General features: G+C 69.9%; 15 protein-coding genes. 7 read left to right on the top strand and 8 right to left on the bottom strand.

Going from position 1 to position 16574, the window contains the following annotated elements; genetic code table 11:
• The first annotated feature begins 25 nt into the window (after window positions 1–25).
• The 5 genes from ACFWGJ_RS18295 (at window position 26) to ACFWGJ_RS18315 (ending at window position 4403) form a co-directional block, all read left to right on the top strand.
• Entirely contained in the window at window positions 26–733 is a 708-nt protein-coding gene (locus tag ACFWGJ_RS18295; RefSeq protein WP_387325403.1) for a maleylpyruvate isomerase family mycothiol-dependent enzyme, read from the top strand.
• 10 nt (window positions 734–743) lie between these two features.
• Entirely contained in the window at window positions 744–1400 is a 657-nt protein-coding gene (locus tag ACFWGJ_RS18300; RefSeq protein WP_381834363.1) for an MBL fold metallo-hydrolase, read from the top strand.
• A 428-nt stretch (window positions 1401–1828) separates the two neighbouring features.
• Window positions 1829–2704, top strand: a complete 876-nt coding sequence (locus ACFWGJ_RS18305) for an ABC transporter substrate-binding protein (RefSeq protein ID WP_387325406.1) — start codon at window positions 1829–1831, stop codon at window positions 2702–2704.
• Window positions 2701–3612: an amino acid ABC transporter permease gene (locus ACFWGJ_RS18310; RefSeq protein ID WP_387325409.1), complete on the top strand. Its 912-nt coding sequence runs from the start codon at window positions 2701–2703 to the stop codon at window positions 3610–3612. Before ACFWGJ_RS18305 ends, ACFWGJ_RS18310 begins: the two co-directional genes overlap by 4 nt.
• Window positions 3609–4403, top strand: coding sequence for an amino acid ABC transporter ATP-binding protein (locus tag ACFWGJ_RS18315; RefSeq protein WP_387325412.1), 795 nt, complete (start codon window positions 3609–3611; stop codon window positions 4401–4403). The genes ACFWGJ_RS18310 and ACFWGJ_RS18315 overlap by 4 nt, the downstream gene beginning before the upstream one ends.
• Window positions 4404–4470: 67 nt before the next feature.
• Here ACFWGJ_RS18315 and aroQ read toward each other — a convergent pair whose 3' ends face one another.
• A complete protein-coding gene (gene aroQ, locus ACFWGJ_RS18320; protein ID WP_387325415.1) occupies window positions 4471–4944 on the bottom strand; it encodes a type II 3-dehydroquinate dehydratase in 474 nt (157 codons plus the stop codon).
• A gap of 182 nt (window positions 4945–5126) precedes the next feature.
• Here aroQ and ACFWGJ_RS18325 point away from each other — a divergent pair, with 182 nt between their 5' ends.
• Window positions 5127–6431: an MFS transporter gene (locus tag ACFWGJ_RS18325; RefSeq protein ID WP_387325417.1), complete on the top strand. Its 1305-nt coding sequence runs from the start codon at window positions 5127–5129 to the stop codon at window positions 6429–6431.
• A 133-nt stretch (window positions 6432–6564) separates the two neighbouring features.
• Here ACFWGJ_RS18325 and ACFWGJ_RS18330 read toward each other — a convergent pair whose 3' ends face one another.
• From ACFWGJ_RS18330 to ACFWGJ_RS18360, 7 genes are all read right to left on the bottom strand, one after another.
• Window positions 6565–7665: a calcium:proton antiporter gene (locus tag ACFWGJ_RS18330; protein WP_381834153.1), complete on the bottom strand. Its 1101-nt coding sequence runs from the start codon at window positions 7663–7665 to the stop codon at window positions 6565–6567.
• Between the two features lie 80 nt (window positions 7666–7745).
• Window positions 7746–8048 (bottom strand): hypothetical protein, encoded by a 303-nt coding sequence (locus ACFWGJ_RS18335; RefSeq protein ID WP_387325420.1) that lies wholly within the window; start codon window positions 8046–8048, stop codon window positions 7746–7748.
• A gap of 128 nt (window positions 8049–8176) precedes the next feature.
• Entirely contained in the window at window positions 8177–9190 is a 1014-nt protein-coding gene (locus tag ACFWGJ_RS18340; RefSeq protein ID WP_387325423.1) for a TerC family protein, read from the bottom strand.
• Window positions 9191–9509: 319 nt separating this feature from the next.
• Entirely contained in the window at window positions 9510–11537 is a 2028-nt protein-coding gene (locus ACFWGJ_RS18345; RefSeq protein ID WP_387325426.1) for a TerD family protein, read from the bottom strand.
• 58 nt (window positions 11538–11595) lie between these two features.
• Window positions 11596–12174 carry a TerD family protein gene (locus tag ACFWGJ_RS18350; protein WP_055615261.1) on the bottom strand — a complete coding sequence of 193 codons (579 nt, stop codon included), beginning with the start codon at window positions 12172–12174 and terminating at the stop codon, window positions 11596–11598.
• Window positions 12175–12316: 142 nt separating this feature from the next.
• The gene (gene uvrB / locus ACFWGJ_RS18355) at window positions 12317–14449 is read right to left on the bottom strand and encodes an excinuclease ABC subunit UvrB (RefSeq protein WP_387325429.1); all 2133 of its coding nucleotides are present in this window, start codon (window positions 14447–14449) and stop codon (window positions 12317–12319) included.
• Window positions 14450–14489: 40 nt separating this feature from the next.
• Window positions 14490–15350: an MHYT domain-containing protein gene (locus ACFWGJ_RS18360; RefSeq protein WP_387325432.1), complete on the bottom strand. Its 861-nt coding sequence runs from the start codon at window positions 15348–15350 to the stop codon at window positions 14490–14492.
• A 277-nt stretch (window positions 15351–15627) separates the two neighbouring features.
• Between ACFWGJ_RS18360 and ACFWGJ_RS18365 the strand changes: the two genes are divergently transcribed.
• Complete coding sequence (locus ACFWGJ_RS18365; protein ID WP_387325435.1) at window positions 15628–16500, top strand: glycerophosphodiester phosphodiesterase; 873 nt, start codon at window positions 15628–15630, stop codon at window positions 16498–16500.
• Window positions 16501–16574: the final 74 nt, after the last annotated feature.

The following is a 16574-nucleotide window of genomic DNA, read 5'->3' on the forward strand; positions in this document are numbered from 1 at the left end:
GTGTGGCGGGGCTATCGTCGGACACATGAACGATCATGTGCGCGACCTGGCGTCTGTACGTGACGCGACCGAGCGACTGCTGACCGCAGTCGCCGCCCTGGACAACGCCGATGTGACCGAACCGTCACGGCTGCCCGGCTGGAGCCGCGGGCACGTCCTGGCCCATCTCGCCCGCAACGCGGACGCCCTGGTGAACGTCCTTGAGGGCCGGCCGATGTATTCCTCCGGACAGGCCCGGGACGCCGAGATCGAACGGGACGCCCCCCGCGCCCTGAAGACGCAGCTCGTCGACCTGCGCGACAGCTCGGCCCGCTTCCAGGAGACCGGGACCGCGCCCGCCGACTGGTCCCGGACCGTGGAGCTGCGCAACGGGGTCACCGACTCGGCGGCCCGCGTGCCGTTCCGGCGCTGGATCGAGGTCGAGCTGCACCACGTCGACCTGGGTATCGGCTACGAGCTGGAGGACCTGCCGGAGGACTTCACGGAACGGGAGATCGCCTTCCTCGCGGACCGCTTCGCCGGTCACCCCGACGTCCCCTCCACCCGCGTCACGAACGGCACGCGCGCGTGGAGCACGGGGCGCGACTCCGCGGGCGACGGGAGTGCTGGGGGTGATGCGGAGGTCACCGTGACCGGCCCCGCGCCCACCCTGCTCGGCTGGCTCGCCGGACGCCGGGACGGAGCCGCACTGCACGTCGAGGGCGGACCGCTTCCCGCACTGCCCCCGCTATAGGCTGAGCGGCATGACGTACAGCGGAGCGGTGAGGGTCGGCGGCCCTGCGGATGTGCACGAGCTGCAGGGCCTGATGATCTCCAAGGTCGCGGTCGGTCCGATGGACAACAACGCCTATGTGCTGCGCTGTCGGGCCACGGACGAGCAGTTGCTGATCGACGCGGCGAACGACGCCGGCACCCTGCTCACCCTGATCGGCGCCGACGGTATCGCCTCCGTCGTGACCACGCACCAGCACGGCGACCACTGGCAGGCCCTCGCCGAGGTCGTGGAGGCCACGGGCGCACGTACGTACGCGGGACGGGACGACGTCGACGGCATCCCCGTCCCGACGGACGTACCGGTCGGGGACGGCGACACGATCCGCGTCGGACACGTGGCACTGACCGCCCGCCACCTGGTGGGCCACACCCCGGGCTCGATCGCCCTGGTCTACGACGACCCGCACGGACACCCTCATGTGTTCACAGGGGACTGTCTGTTCCCGGGCGGTGTGGGCAACACACGTAAGGATCCGAAGGCCTTCGCCAGTCTGATCGACGATGTCGAGACGAAGATCTTCGGCACGCTGCCGGACGAGACCTGGGTGTACCCGGGCCACGGCAACGACACGTCCCTGGGCGCGGAGCGCCCCCACCTGCCGGAGTGGCGCGCACGGGGCTGGTAGGCGACCCGCGCCACGAGCCCCGAAAGGGCGCGGGGAACTGCGCGCTCAGCCCCGGCCGACGGCCGGATCACCACGCGACCCAGCACGACAGCGGGGCTCGCGGCACAGGCTCACGCGCCCCGTGTGAACCGAGCGCTCACACCGGTGCCCTGCGCGCGCTCCCCGCACACGAGAGTGCGCTGTCCACTGGGAGCAGTCCCGCACAGGATGACGGCTCCTGCGCCGGACGGGTCGCCGGCCCTTCGTTCCCCGCCCTCGGCCGGCGGCTCCACCCGGCAGCGGTGGCCGACGTCCGGCGGCCACCGCCCCGGGCGCCGCGTTCCGCCGCTGTCACCCCAGTTCACAGCATTGCAACACCCGTTCCCACTATGCGGACGGTTGTCGCCGCAACCTCGACAGCCGGGCCCGGGCCCTGCCACTCTCCCGCCATGCATCCTGCTCGAAGCACCCTGCGCGGGGCCCTCACCGCCGCCACCGTCGCTCTGCTCACCGCCGCCGTCGGCTGTGCGCCCCAGTCCGAGGACAAGGCCGCCGACACGTCCTCCCCCGCCTCGTGCGCCGAGGGCGACCTTGCCACCGAGGTCTCCGGGAAGCTGACGATCGCGACGGACGAGCCCGCGTACGAGCCCTGGTTCAAGGACGGGAAGCCGGCGAGCGGCGAAGGCTTCGAGTCGGCCGTCGCGTATGCCGTCGCGAAGGAGCTCGGCTATGACAAGGGCGATGTCGTCTGGCAGAGCGTGCCCTTCAACAAGGCCTTCGCGCCCGGTGAGAAGACCTTCGACTTCGACATCAACCAGGTGTCGATCAGCGACGAGCGCAAGAAGGCCGTCGATTTCTCGTCCGGCTACTACGACGTACGGCAGGCGGTCATCGCGCTGAAGGGCTCCAAGGCGGCCGGGGCGAAGAGCATCGCCGACCTGAAGGGCGTCAAACTGGGCGCCCAGGTCGGCACCACCAGCCTCGACTACATCGACGACGTGGTGAAGCCGACGCAGGATCCGGCCGCGTACGCGAAGAACGACCAGGCCAAGTCCGCGCTGAAGAACGGGCAGGTGGACGCCATCGTGGTCGACCTGCCGACCGCGTTCTACATCACCGCGGCCGAGGTCACGGACGCGAGGATCGTCGGGCAGTTCGAGAACCAGGGCGGCACACCCGAGCAGTTCGGGCTCGTGCTGGACAAGGGCAGCGCGCTCACGTCGTGCGTGACCGACGCCGTGGACGCCCTGCGCGAGGACGGCTCCCTCGCCGCCATCGAGAAGCAGTGGCTGTCCGACGCCGTGGACGCGCCGGTGCTCAAGTGACCTTCGCCAAGGAGGAGTCGGGCGGGGTTGCCGACGGGGACCCCGAGGAGGACGCGCACGATCCGTACGTCCCCTCGCGGCGGCGGATCGAGCGCGAACGCCACAAGCGGTCCCGGGCCCGGCGCGCGACGGCGATCGCCGCGCTCTCCACCCTGGTGACCACCGTCGTCCTCTACCTCGTCGTCGTCAACGCGCCCGGCTGGCCGCGCACCAAGGAGACGTTCTTCGACGCGCAGTACGCGCGCGAGGCGTTGCCGAAGGTCCTCGAAGGCCTGTGGCTGAACGTCCGGCTGCTGTTGGTGTGCGGCGCGGCGGTCCTCGTCCTCGGCATGCTGATCGCCGTCGCCCGCACCCTGCGCGGCCCGGTGTTCTTCCCGCTGAGGGCGCTGGCCGCCGCGTACACCGACTTCTTCCGCGGTCTCCCGCTGATCATCAACCTGATGATCGTGGTCCTGGGCGTGCCCGCGCTGCGGTTGCAGGGCATCACGGTGGACCCGGTGCTGCTGGGCGGCACGGCACTGACCCTGACGTACTCCGCATACGTCGCCGAGGTGTTCCGTGCCGGCATCGAGTCCGTCCACCCCTCGCAGCGGGCCGCGGCACGCTCGCTGGGGCTGAGCAACCGTCAGGCACTGCGGTACGTGATCCTCCCCCAGGCCGTACGCCGTCAGGTGCCGCCGCTCCTCAACGACCTGGTGTCCCTGCAGAAGGACACCGGGCTCGTCTCGATCGGCGGCGCGGTCGACGCCGTGCGTGCCGCGGACATCATCGTGGGCCGCAGTCTCAACTACACGCCGTACATCGTCGCGGGACTGGTCTTCGTCGCGCTGACCATTCCGATGACCCGCTTCACGGACTGGGTCACGGCACGGATGGACCGCCGGCGGGCACAGGGAGGAACGATATGAGCGGGACGGCGAACGGGGAGACCGGCGGGACGACCACAAGGCCCGCAGCGCCGGTGCTGCGTATGGAGGCCGTCCGCAAGTCCTTCGGCGGCTCGGTCGTGCTGCGTGACGTCGACCTGGAGGTCGCCCCGCACACGGTGACGGCGCTGATCGGGGCCTCCGGCTCCGGCAAGTCCACGCTGCTGCGCTGCGCGAACCTCCTGGAGGAGATCGACGACGGCGCCATCTGGCTGGACGACGAGGAGATCACCGACCCGCGGGCCGACCAGGACGCCGTGCGCCGCCGTATCGGCGTGGTCTTCCAGGCGTACAACCTCTTCCCGCACATGACCGTCCTGGAGAACATCACGCTCGCCCCGCGACGCGTGCACGGCACGGGGCGGGCGGAGGCCGAGGCGCGCGCCCGTGAGCTGCTCGACCGGCTGGGGCTGGGCGCCAAGGCCGACGAATACCCGGACAGGCTGAGCGGCGGCCAGCAGCAGCGGGCGGCGATCGTCCGCGCCCTGGCCGTACGCCCCCGGCTGCTGCTCCTCGACGAGGTCACCGCCGCCCTGGACCCGGAACTGGTGGGCGAAGTCCTGAACGTCGTGCGGGACTTGAAGGAGGACGGCATGACCATGGTGCTGGCCACGCACGAGATGGGCTTCGCCCGCGATGTCGCGGACCAGGTCTGCTTCCTCGACGGCGGGGTCGTACTGGAACGCGGCACGGCCGAGGAGGTCTTCGGCGAGCCACGGGAGGAGCGCACGCGGCGCTTTCTGCGCCGGATCGTGGAGGCGGGACGGCTCTGAACGGTCATGTGCCGATGGTGGCACCCGCCACTGACATCGACCGCCGTCCACCGACCGCCGACCGCCGTCAGGCCTCCGCCTGCCCCGTCCCCGCCAGCGCCGCGACCCGCTCCACTCCGAACACGTACCCCTGCACCCCGCAGCCCGCGATGACACCGTCGGCGCGCAGGGAGACGTACGAGTGGTGCCGGAAGGCCTCGCGCTGATGGATGTTGGAGATGTGGACCTCCAGCACGGGCAGTCCGTCGCAGGTGTTGAGGGCGTCCAGGATCGCCACGGAGGTGTGCGAGTAGGCGCCCGGGTTGATCACGATGCCGGAGTGGCCGAGGCGTGCCTCGTGGATCCAGTCGACCAGTTCGCCCTCGTGGTTGGACTGCCGGAAATCGACCGTCCCGCCGTGCGCGGCCGCCGCCTTGGCACACAGCGCCTCGACGTCGGCGAGGGTGTCGGAACCGTAGATCTCCGGCTGCCGCTGGCCAAGAAGGTTCAGATTGGGGCCGTTGAGAATCATGATGGGGGCGCTGGCCAGGGTGCGGGGCACGGTTCCTCCGGTCCGGTCGGATGGGTCGGCCCGTTCAGGACCGCTGCTCGGACCCGGTCTATCACGGTGCGCGGACACCGGAACCGGCCCCCGGGGCCCGGCGCGTGACGGGGGCGCACCGGAGCCGCCCGGGCCCCCGCGCGCCCCCGTAACTCATGGTGACCGTGGGTAGTTGACGCGGCATGCACCGTGCACGCACAGTAAAGCCCCCTTCCATGCTGCGACTCGCGGCCGCGGCACTCGCCGGGACGGCCATCGAGTTCTACGACTTCTTCATCTACGGGACGGCGGCGGCACTCGTCCTCGGCCCCCTGTTCTTTCCGACGTTCTCGCCGCTGGCGGGGACGTTGGCGGCCTTCGGGACCTTCGGTGTCGGGTTCGTGGCGCGGCCTCTCGGCTCGGTCCTGTTCGGGCATATCGGGGACCGGCACGGCCGGCGGCCCGTCCTCGTCGCCTCCCTGCTGCTGACCGGCGCCTCCACCGTCGCGGTGGGCTGCGTACCGACGTACGCCTCCATCGGTACGGCCGCTCCCGTGCTGCTCCTGGTGCTGCGTTTCCTGCAGGGCCTCGGGCTCGGCGGGGAGTGGGGCGGGGCGGTGCTGCTGACCGCCGAGCACGCGCCCCCGGACCGTCGCGGACTGTGGTCGAGCTTCCCCCAGATCGGACCGGCGCTGGGGTTCGTCCTCGCCAACGGCGTGATGCTGGCGCTGTCGGCGATGCTCACCGACGCGCAGTTCGCGTCCTGGGGCTGGCGGGTGCCCTTCTGGGGGGCGGGCGTCCTCGCGGCGGCCGGGCTGTGGCTGCGCTCCTCGCTCGCCGAGAGCCCGAGGTTCCTCGAAATGCGGGAGCACGCGCGCGTGCCGCTCGTCGAGGTGGTCCGCGGCCACTGGCGCCTCGTACTGCTCACGGCCGGGGCGCTCTCCGTCGGCTACGCGCTGTTCTACGCGGTGACGACCTGGTCCCTCGCCTATGCGACCGAACGGCTCGGGGTGAGCCGTACCGTCATGCTGGCCATCATCATGGCGGCCGTCGTGGTGAAGGGTGCTCTCACTCCCCTGGTGGCCGTTCTGAGCGACCGCTACGGGCGGCGACCGTTGTGTCTGGCCGGCTGCGCGGGTGCCGCCGCGTGGATGTTCCCGATGATCGCGCTGCTGTCGACGGGCGAACCGCTGCTGATGTTCCTCGGCTTCCTGGTGGCACTGATCGCGTTCGTGACGATGTTCGCCGTGATCGCCGCGTATCTGCCGGAGCTGTACGAGCCACGGGTGCGCTGCACGGGCGCGGCGGTGGGCTACAACCTGGGCGGGGTGCTCGGGGGCGCGCTCACCCCGATCGTGGCGACCGCGATCGCCGACCAGAGCGGGCGGGTCCCGTGGGGCGTGGCCGCCTATCTGACGGGTATCGCGCTGCTGAGCCTCGGCTGCTTCGCGCTGCTCCCGGAGACGCGGTTCGTGAAGGTGGCGGTGGTGGAACCGGCGACGAGTTGAGTGGCGTCGGCGGTCGGGCTCGCGTTCACGTTCACGTTCGCGCGTAAACGCTTGCGCAAGCGTTTACGCGGTCCGGCTTCGCAGGTCGCGCCGTCGGTGTGCGTGCGCCGCTCCTCACCCCGGTTCCGGGCGCCTACGGATTGATCGCAAGCTCCAGATACGCCGCGAACAGCACCAGATGCACGCCGCCCTGAAGCGGGGTCGCCCGGCCGGGGACCACCGTCAGCGAGCTGACCACCACGGTCAGGGCGAGCAGCACCATGTGCGTCGAACCCAGGCCGAGAACGAGGGGCCCGGACAGCCAGATGGACGCGACCGCCACGGCGGGGATGGTCAGGCCGATGCTCGCCATGGCCGAGCCGAGGGCGAGGTTCAGACTGGTCTGCACCCGGTCGCGCCGGGCGGACCGCAGCGCGGCGATCGTCTCGGGGAGCAGCACGAGCAGGGCGATGATCACGCCGACCACGGAGTGCGGCATCCCGGCCGCCTCCACCCCGGACTCGATGGTGGGCGAGACGCCCTTGGCCAGGCCGACCACGCCGACCAGAGCCAGGCCGAGGAAGCCCAGACTGATCAGGGCGGTCCTGGAGGGCGGGGTGTCGGCGTGGTCGTCCGCGTCGATCACCTCTCCCTGCCGGGTGATCGGCAGGAAGTAGTCGCGGTGCCGCACGGTCTGCGTGGCCACGAACATGCCGTACAGGACGAGGGAGGAGAGGGCGGCGAAGGTGAGCTGGGCCGTGGAGAACTCCGGTCCCGGTTTGCTGGTGGTGAAGGTCGGCAGCACCAGGCTGAGCGTCGCCAGGGTCGCCACGGTCGCGAGGGCGGCGCCGGTGCCCTCCGCGTTGAAGACGGCCAGGCCGTGCCGCAGGGAGGCGACGAGCAGGCTCAGGCCGACGATGCCGTTGCAGGTGATCATCACGGCTGCGAAAACGGTGTCACGGGCCAGTGTCGCGCTCTTGTCCCCGCCGTCCGCCATGAGAGTGACGATCAGCGCCACCTCGATGATCGTGACGGCGACGGCGAGGACCAGCGAGCCGAAGGGCTCCCCGACACGGTGGGCGACCACCTCGGCGTGGTGGACCGCGGCCAGCACGGCGCCGGCCAGCACCAGCGTCACCAGGGCCACGATCACGCCGGGCAGACCACGCCCCCAGGTGAGGGCCAGCAGGACGACCGCGATCACGGGCACGACGGCCGTCCACTGCGTCACGAGTGACCGAAGCCGAACGATCATGCAGCGATCGTCGCAGCCGCACGCGAGCCCCGCACTCCGACGGCAGGCGGCCCCGGCTGCCGCAGTTGCCGGTTCCGGTGCTACTTCAGCTCGGACGACTCGCGTACGTCGCAGTCGGTGAACTGGGGAGGCCGGCTGCACAGCTCCGCCATGCGCTCCGCCATCCTGGTCGTCCCGGGGTCCTGGCTGTTGCGCATCGCCTCGTCGAACGACTCGAACTCAAGGACCACGAGGTAGCGGTTCGGTGTGTTCCGGTCCTGCAGGACCATGCGGTGCGTGGGGCCGCCGCCGGGTCCGGCCGAGCGCTTCTCGGCCTCGCGGACCAGCTCCCGCAGCTCGTCGATGCGCTCGGTCTCGAAGTCGATGATCTGCGCGAACTTCATGGGTACCTCCACTCGGCCGGGCGCCCCCGGGCCGGGGGCCGCTCAGCACACAAGCAAGCACCGGGAGCGGCTGTCGGCAATTCGCCGAGCGTCGCTCCCGGTGCTGGTTGTTTCTACGTCCGACGCGGTCAGACGTCGATGCTGTCCTTCTGGGGCCCGTCGCCCTTCTGGGGGCCCTCGGCCTGCCGTGCCTCTTCGGCCGCCTGCTTCTTGGAGGCCATGAGGCTGGTGATCGTGGTGATCACCAGTACACCGCAGATCACGCCGAGGGAGACCGGGATGGAGATCTCCGGGACATGGACGCCGGACTCGTGCAGCGCGTGCAGCACCAGCTTGATGCCGATGAATCCGAGGATGACCGACAGGCCGTAGCTGAGGTGGACCAGCTTCCTGAGCAGTCCGCCGATGAGGAAGTACAGCTGTCGCAGGCCCATGAGCGCGAACGCGTTGGCCGTGAACACGATGTACGGGTCCTGCGTCAGACCGAAGATCGCGGGGATCGAGTCGAGGGCGAAGAGCACGTCGGTGGTGCCGATCGCGAGCATCACGACCAGCATCGGGGTCATGACCCGCTTGCCGTTCTCCTGGATCCACAGCTTGGTGCCGTGGTACCGGTCGGCGACACCGAAGCGGCGCTCGGCAGCCTTGAGCAGCCGGTTCTCCTCGAACTCCTCGTCCTCCTCGTCGGCGCGGGCTTCCTGGATCAGCTTCCACGCGGTGTAGATGAGGAACGCGCCGAAGATGTAGAAGACCCACGCGAAGCTCGCCAGGATCGCGGCACCCGCGGCGATGAAGATCGCGCGCAGGACGAGGGCTATGAGCACACCGATCAGCAGCACGCGCTGCTGGTACTGCGTCGGCACCGCGAACTTCGCCATGATCAGCACGAAGACGAAGAGGTTGTCGACGCTCAGCGACTTCTCGGTGATGAAGCCGGCGAAGAACTCACCGGCGGGCTGACCGCCGGAGAAGAGCAGCAGTCCGAGTCCGAAGAGCGCGGCCAGGACGATCCAGACGACCGTCCAGATCCCCGCTTCCTTGATGGATACGTCGTGCGGCTTGCGGCCGATGAAGAAATCGACCGCGATGAGGGCTGCTAGGCCCACGATCGTCAGGACCCAAAGGGTCACGGAAACATCCACTGCGCCTCCGGCAGTTCGTAACGGCAAATGTCAGCGTCGTCGCTGCTGGAGGTCTCTTCCACCCGATGTGTCCGGGGCGCTCGATGCGCCCGGGGTTATCCGGGCCGACGCCCCGGGATCCGGCCGGATCCGTATTGACGGGTACGTCGCAGTAGGTAGGGAGTACTCCCCTCCGCACTCACGACAGTACCCCAATCACCAAGGAAAGGTAAAGAGATTGGTAAAAGAAAGGCCAAGTGCGCTGGTCAGCGCACTTGGCGAACCCTTGGGAAAGCTTGGTGGGGCCTGACGGGGCTCAGCGGGTGAACCCCGGCGGACCTCAGCGGTTCCAGGAGCGGCGGGCGGTCGCGACCTGGGTGAGGACGTGCTGGAGCACCTGGCTGCCCGGCGGAACCCGCGAGGGGTCGTACGTCCAGGTGTGCCCGACCCAGGGGTCGGCGAGGTGATCGTCGGGCACCGGCGTGAGCCGGAGCAAAGACCGCCACAGCGGGTCGAGCAGCGGCCCGTAGGCGGCGGCATCCTCCCGGTCGGCGACCAGCATCAGGTGCACCCCGACGGCCGGTCCCTCGTCCGCGAGGTAACGCAGCTGGGTCACGGCACGGTCGTCGAAGCCGTGCGGGAAGTCGTTGACGATCAGCAGCTGCTCGGCCGGGTCGAGATCGGACGGCAGTGAGTCGGCCGCCCCGCCCCGGACGGCCATCTGCACCAGGTCGACCCGCTGGGTCAGCCGGGCCAGTACCTCGTTCACTCCCGCGGCGCCCACGGCGGGCGGCGCCGCGAGCACCCCGGTGCTCACCAGCGGCGCGAGGGACGAGGCAGCCGAGCCCGCCGCGTCGATGACGTGCACGGTGTACTCGCCCGCCGGATAGACGGCGAGCAGCCGGGCCGCGTGCGCCACGGCCGTGTCCATGGCGAGGCGGCGCAGGTCGTCGGAGTCCGCGATCGAACCCTCGAAGGAGCCCGTACGGCCGCTGTCGATCCACAGCCCGCGCTCCAGCGGCAGCCGCACCAGCATCGGGATGCTGAGGCCGGCGCTCTCGGGCAGGTGCAGATCTCCCAGGCGCACGGCCATGGGGATCTCCATCGGGACGCGGTAGCCGTGCCAGGCGGGGTTGTCCCAGCGGGCGAACGCGGGCGGCAGTGCCGGTTCGACGACCTCGGCCTCCGCGGTGAGCTGGGCGAGGTCGCGGTCGAGCGCCTCCCTGGCCCGGTCGACCAGTTCGGCCTGCTTGGCGCGGGCCGCCTCGCGGGCGGCATCGCCCTGCCCGCCGATCCGGGCCCGCGGGTCGGACAGAACCTTGTCGAGCTCCTGCTCCATGCGGGACTCGGCGAAGTCGACCGCGCTGCGGTACGCGGCGGTGGTGCGGGCCAGGTCCTCGAACATGCCCCATACCTGGTTGTACAGGCGCTCCTCCATGGACCAGCCGGTCGCGTCGCCCGCCACGGGCTGTGCGGGCTGCCCCGGCCGGGCCGGGGGCGCGGCCGGCGGGGGCGGAGGAGGTGCGGCGGCCTGCCGGCCGGGGTGGCTGTAGTTGACGGGGCCGCCGGCCCCGGCGGGCTGGGTGACGGCGGACGGGTCCGCCGGTGCGGAGGCCGACGGGTAAGCGGACTGCGGTGCCCCGGCGCCGGGCGCGGTGGATCCCTGGCCGCCGGGGTGTCCGTGCTGCGGTGACGCCTGGCCGGGTGTGCCGGGGGACGTCGAGCCGCCCTGGTCCTGTCCCAGCGCGGGTGTCGCGGCGTGCCGGGAGCGGTCGCCGTCGGCCGCGCGGGGCGGTGGCGCGGCCACCGAGCGCGCGAGGCCCTGGACGACCGCCTCGTTGATGCTGCCGGCGAGCTGACGGGCCTGGGGAAGGCCCTGGTCGGTGAGGAGTTCGGCGAGGCCGCCCGCGTATCCCTGGCCCACGGCGCGTACCTTCCAGGCGCCCTGCCTGCGGTAGAGCTCCAGGGCGACGACGGCCGACTCGGCGTCGAGACCGGTGACCGTGTAGCTGGCGACCTCGGAGCCGTCGAGACCGGTGATCGCGACGAAGGGGGCGGCGACGGCTCCGAACCGGACCGGACCGCCCACTCCGGACGGCAGGGCCAGCAGCACGCTGACCCGGTGCACGGTCTCCGGCAGGGCGTCCAGGTCGCATGCGAGCCGGTGATCGGCCGCCGCCTGCTTGGACACCTCTATGCCCGGCAGGGTGGGTGAGCCCGGATGGGCCACCCACTCGACCCCCTGCACCGTGCCGCGCTCGTCGCTGAGCGTGGCCCCGGCCACGACCGGCTTGCCGGCCGACACCCGGATCTCAAGTCGGGCCTGGGAAAGCGGGTGGTTCTGCCCCCGGACCAGCTCAGCCGTCATCGCCTTCGTTCCCCCTGTGTACTCGTGTGCCGGAGCCGGGCCGACTGGCCGGACGTGACTACAGGTGCGGCAGGATCGCCGGCATCAGGTCCTGGAAGGTACGGCCGTTGGCAGGCGTACCGAGGGCCGTCATCTGCCAGCCCGCGCCCGCGCGGTGGACCTTCGCCATGATCTGCGCGGTGTACTGTCCGCCGCCCGCCAGGGTGTAGCGGGCGAGCTCCTGGCCGTTGGTCTCGTCGACCAGACGGCAGAACGCGTCCTGCACCTCCTGGAACGTCTGGCCCGTGAACGAGTTCACGGTGAAGACGATCTGGTCGATGTGCACCGGGATGCGCGCGAGGTCGACGAGGATCGCCTCGTCGTCGCCGCCCTGGCCCACACCGCCGACGAGGTTGTCACCGGTGTGCCGCACGGAGCCGTCGTCACTGACGAGGTGACGGAAGAACACCACGTCGACCGGCTGCTTGTCCGCGAAGAGCACGGCCGACGCGTCGAGGTCGATCTCGCGCGTACGAGAACCGAACAGGCCACGTCGCGGGGCGGCCTGCCAGCCGAGCCCCATGCGCACCGCGGTCAGCGTGCCTCCGTCGTTCTTCTGCAGACTGATGGCCTGACCCTTGGTCATGTTGACCGTCACGTGCTGTTCCCTTCTCGGACTGTCTCCCCTGTTGCCGCAGAATCCTGCGGTTGACCAGCAACCCTACGCAGAGCCACTGACAGCCTCGAAGCCCGGTGCACACTTTGTGTCGGTCTTGCAACACTGCGCGGTGGCCGGGGCGTCAGGCGATACCCGCCTCCTTCATCTGCCGCAGCTCCTTCTTCATCTCCGAGACCTCGTCACGCAGCCGCGCGGCGATCTCGAACTGCAGGTCCGCGGCGGCGGCGCGCATCCGCTCCGTCATCTCCTCGATCTGCCCCGCGAGTTCCGCGGCGGGGCGATCGGTCGGCACGGCCGCCTTGTCCTTGCCGGACTTGGCTCCCTTGGCCGCCTTGGATCCCAGTGCGGGCACGGGGGCCTTGGCGCTCTTGCCGTCCTTCGCCTGGCGGTAGCCCGAGCCGAGCAGCTGCTCCGTGTCGACGTCCTCGCGGGCGATCTGCGCCACGATGTCGTTGATCTTCTTGCGGAGCGGCTGGGGGTCGATGCCCCGCTCCGTGTTGTACGCGACCTGCTTCTCCCGGCGGCGGTTGGTCTCGTCGATGGCCTTCTCCATCGCCGGGGTGATCTTGTCGGCGTACATGTGGACCTGACCGGACACGTTGCGGGCCGCGCGGCCGATGGTCTGGATGAGCGAGGTGCCGGAGCGCAGGAAGCCCTCCTTGTCGGCGTCGAGGATCGACACCAGGGAGACCTCGGGCAGGTCGAGGCCCTCCCTGAGGAGGTTGATGCCGACGAGAACGTCGTACTCACCGGCGCGCAGCTCACGCAGCAGTTCGACCCGGCGCAGGGTGTCGACGTCGCTGTGCAGGTACCGGACCTGGATGCCCATCTCCAGGAAGTAGTCGGTGAGGTCCTCGGCCATCTTCTTGGTGAGCGTGGTGACCAGGACGCGCTCGTCCTTCTCCGTGCGCTTGCGGATCTCGTGCACCAGGTCGTCGATCTGGCCCTCGGTGGGCTTGACGACGACCTCGGGGTCGACGAGGCCGGTGGGGCGGATGATCTGTTCGACGAAGCCGTCCCCGCGCGAGAGCTCGTACTTGCCGGGCGTCGCCGACAGGTAGACGGCCTGTCCGATGCGCTGCTGGAACTCCTCCCACTTCAGAGGACGGTTGTCCAGGGCGGAGGGCAGCCGGAAGCCGTGGTCGACGAGGGTGCGCTTGCGGGAGGCGTCGCCCTCGTACATCGCGCCGATCTGGGGCACCGTGACGTGCGACTCGTCGATGACGAGCAGGAAGTCGTCCGGGAAGTAGTCGAGCAGTGTGTTCGGCGGGGAGCCTGGCTCGCGGCCGTCGAAGTGCATCGAGTAGTTCTCGACGCCGGAGCAGGAGCCGATCTGGCGGAGCATCTCCAGGTCGTACGTCGTGCGCATGCGCAGCCGCTGGGCCTCCAGGAGCTTGCCCTGCTTCTCCAGCTCGGACAGGCGCTCGCCCAGTTCCTTCTCGATGTCGTTGGCGGCGCGCTCCAGGCGCTCGGGTCCGGCCACGTAGTGGGTGGCCGGGAAGATGTACAGCTGCTGGTCGTCGCTGATGATCTCGCCGGTGAGCGGGTGCAGCGTGGACAGGGCCTCGATCTCGTCACCGAACATCTCGATGCGGACGGCCAGCTCCTCGTAGACCGGGAAGATCTCGATGGTGTCGCCGCGGACGCGGAAGGTGCCGCGGGTGAAGGCCAGGTCGTTGCGCGTGTACTGGATGTCGACGAAGCGGCGGAGCAGCTCGTCGCGGTCGATCTCGTCGCCGACCTTGAGGTTGACCATGCGGTCCACGTACTCCTGCGGCGTGCCCAGGCCGTAGATGCAGGAGACGGAGGCCACCACGACGACGTCGCGTCGGGTGAGCAGCGAGTTGGTGGCGGAGTGACGCAGTCGCTCCACCTCCTCGTTGATCGAGGAGTCCTTCTCGATGTAGGTGTCCGACTGCGGGACGTAGGCCTCGGGCTGGTAGTAGTCGTAGTACGAGACGAAGTACTCGACGGCGTTGTTCGGCAGGAGCTCGCGGAACTCGTTGGCGAGCTGGGCGGCCAGCGTCTTGTTCGGCGCCATCACGAGGGTGGGGCGCTGAAGCTTCTCGATCATCCACGCGGTGGTCGCGGACTTTCCGGTGCCGGTGGCACCGAGGAGGACGACGTCCTTCTCACCTGCGAGGATGCGCCGCTCAAGGTCAGCGATGGCAGCGGGCTGGTCGCCGCTGGGCTGGTAGGGACTGACGACCTCGAAAGGCGCCACCGTGCGTTCGATGTTGGATACGGGCCGCATGGAATCAACCGTACGACCCCGCACTGACAACGGGGTCCTCTCACCAGTTCTGCGGGGTCCGCGAATCGTCGTGGTGGCGGGAGCGCGGGCCGGGCACGCGCCCGCGTCCGGCGGGGTGGACCGTGTGGGCGGGGATGCCGGGCTTCTGTTCCGCGGCGCTCCAGTCGGGCTTGCCCATGACCATCAGCGGGTCGAACATCACGACGACGCCGGCGAGCAGCAGGAAGGCCAGCGGGCCGATCATGAGGGGCGCCAGGAGGGAGGCGGGCGAGTCCCCGGAGGGGGCGCTGGTGGCGCCGTGCAGATGGACGCTGAGGGCGGCCATCCCCGTGTAGTGCATACCGCTGACGGCGAGGCCCATGACGAGGCTCGCGCCCACACTCCACAGGAAGCCGCGGACCTGGCCGGCCGCCCACAGGGCCGCGATCGCGGCGGCGACGGCTATGACGACCGAGGCGGCGACGGTGAGGGTGTTGTACTCCAGCTTGCCGTTGAGGCGCATTCCGGCCATGCCCAGGTAGTGCATGGAGGCGACGCCCAGTCCGGTGATGGTGCCCCCGGTGAACAGGGCCGTTCCGGAGGCTCCCCGGTATCCGACGATGAAGATCCCGATGCCGACCATGACGATCGCGACGCCGAGGCTCGCGAAGGTCATCAGCATGTCGTAGTTCACCGGGGTCTCGCGGACAGAGAACCCCATCATCGCGATGAAGTGCATGGTCCAGATGCCGGAGCCGATGGCCGCGGATCCGAGGGCGAGCCAGCCCGGCCGCCAGGAGCGGGTGACGAGCATCGACCTCGTGGTGCAGCGCAGACCGAGCGCTCCGCCCAGACACGCCATCAGGTACGCCACGAGCGGCGTGACGAGTCCGTAGCTGAATCCGTCGACCGTGCCCTGCATGCGCGGTTGCCTTTCCGCCCTGTTACATCCCGGAATTTCGTGAAACGCCCCCGCCCCAGGAGCGCCGCAGCGACCAGGGTTGTCGCAGAGAGTATGACTCGCACCTGAACGGTCGAACGATTTTCCGGCAAAGAATCACGACCTTGCCCCACTTGTGCGGCACACGTGATCGGGCTTGGGCAAGTCCATTCAATTTATGGCCATCCTGTACCCCCCTAAAGTTGACCCCCTGCTGTCACTCTGAGACCGTCCGTGATCGCAGACGCTAGGAGTACGCATGCACGCGCGCGCTGCCGCCGCCACGACCACCGCGCTCCTGGGAGCCGCCGTCGTTCTCCCCGCCCCCCTCGCTCACGCAGCCGTGAGCACAGACCAGCCCCTGGTCGTCGCACACCGCGGAGCCTCGGCCCAGGCCCCCGAGAACACCCTCGCCGCCATCGACCGGGCGGCCCGTCTCGGGTTCACCTGGGTCGAGAACGACGTCCAGCGCACCAAGGACGGCAGGCTCGTCGTGATCCACGACGACAGCCTGGCCCGCACCACCGACGTGGAACAGGTCTTCCCCGACAGGGCCCCATGGAAAGTGAAGGACTTCACCGCAGCGGAGATCGCCCGCCTCGATGCGGGCAGCTGGTTCGGCGCCCGCTACAAGGGCGCTCGCGTTCCGACGCTGAAGCAGTACATGAACCGGGTCTCGCACAACCACCAGAAGCTCGTCCTGGAGATCAAGAACCCCCAGCTGTACCCGGGCATCGAGCGGGAGACCCTCAAGACCCTCAGCAACGAGGGCTGGCTGGGCCCGGCTCATGTGCGGCGCAAGCTGGTGATCCAGAGCTTCAGCGCGGACAGCGTGCGCAAGGTGCACGCCCTGCGGCCCGACATCAAGACGGGCTTCCTGGGCACCCCCTCGGTCGCGGAGCTGCCCGCGTACGCGCGGTTCGCCGACCAGATCAACTCGTCGCACACGACGATCTCCCGCGGGTACGTCGCCGCGATCCACGCGCTCGAAGGGCCGCACGGCAAGCCGCTGGAGATCCTCACCTGGACCGTCGACACCGCTGCGGACACGCGGCGTGTCACGGGTCTCGGCGTGAACGGCATCATCACGAACAAGCCCGACGTGGTGCGGAAGGCGCTTCGCGAGGGCTGAGCCCACGGGCCGGCAGCCCCGCTCCGATCTCCCTGCTCCGACCGCTCGTGGCCGGTGGCGCGGACGCCCGTACG

Origin of the sequence: Streptomyces sp. NPDC060205 (assembly GCF_042728395.1) — a bacterium.
In the GTDB taxonomy this organism is placed as follows: domain Bacteria; phylum Actinomycetota; class Actinomycetes; order Streptomycetales; family Streptomycetaceae; genus Streptomyces.

What these genes read in the sequence shown, in the direction of transcription:
- ACFWGJ_RS18295 (WP_387325403.1), top strand. Translation starts at nt 26, where the DNA reads ATGAACGATCATGTGCGCGACCTGGCGTCTGTACGTGACGCGACCGAG.
- ACFWGJ_RS18300 (WP_381834363.1), top strand. Translation starts at nt 744, where the DNA reads ATGACGTACAGCGGAGCGGTGAGGGTCGGCGGCCCTGCGGATGTGCAC.
- ACFWGJ_RS18305 (WP_387325406.1), top strand. Translation starts at nt 1,829, where the DNA reads ATGCATCCTGCTCGAAGCACCCTGCGCGGGGCCCTCACCGCCGCCACC.
- ACFWGJ_RS18315 (WP_387325412.1), top strand. Translation starts at nt 3,609, where the DNA reads ATGAGCGGGACGGCGAACGGGGAGACCGGCGGGACGACCACAAGGCCC.
- ACFWGJ_RS18325 (WP_387325417.1), top strand. Translation starts at nt 5,127, where the DNA reads ATGCACCGTGCACGCACAGTAAAGCCCCCTTCCATGCTGCGACTCGCG.
- ACFWGJ_RS18330 (WP_381834153.1), bottom strand. Translation starts at nt 7,665, where the DNA reads ATGATCGTTCGGCTTCGGTCACTCGTGACGCAGTGGACGGCCGTCGTG.
- ACFWGJ_RS18335 (WP_387325420.1), bottom strand. Translation starts at nt 8,048, where the DNA reads ATGAAGTTCGCGCAGATCATCGACTTCGAGACCGAGCGCATCGACGAG.
- ACFWGJ_RS18345 (WP_387325426.1), bottom strand. Translation starts at nt 11,537, where the DNA reads ATGACGGCTGAGCTGGTCCGGGGGCAGAACCACCCGCTTTCCCAGGCC.
- uvrB (WP_387325429.1), bottom strand. Translation starts at nt 14,449, where the DNA reads ATGCGGCCCGTATCCAACATCGAACGCACGGTGGCGCCTTTCGAGGTC.
- ACFWGJ_RS18360 (WP_387325432.1), bottom strand. Translation starts at nt 15,350, where the DNA reads ATGCAGGGCACGGTCGACGGATTCAGCTACGGACTCGTCACGCCGCTC.
- ACFWGJ_RS18365 (WP_387325435.1), top strand. Translation starts at nt 15,628, where the DNA reads ATGCACGCGCGCGCTGCCGCCGCCACGACCACCGCGCTCCTGGGAGCC.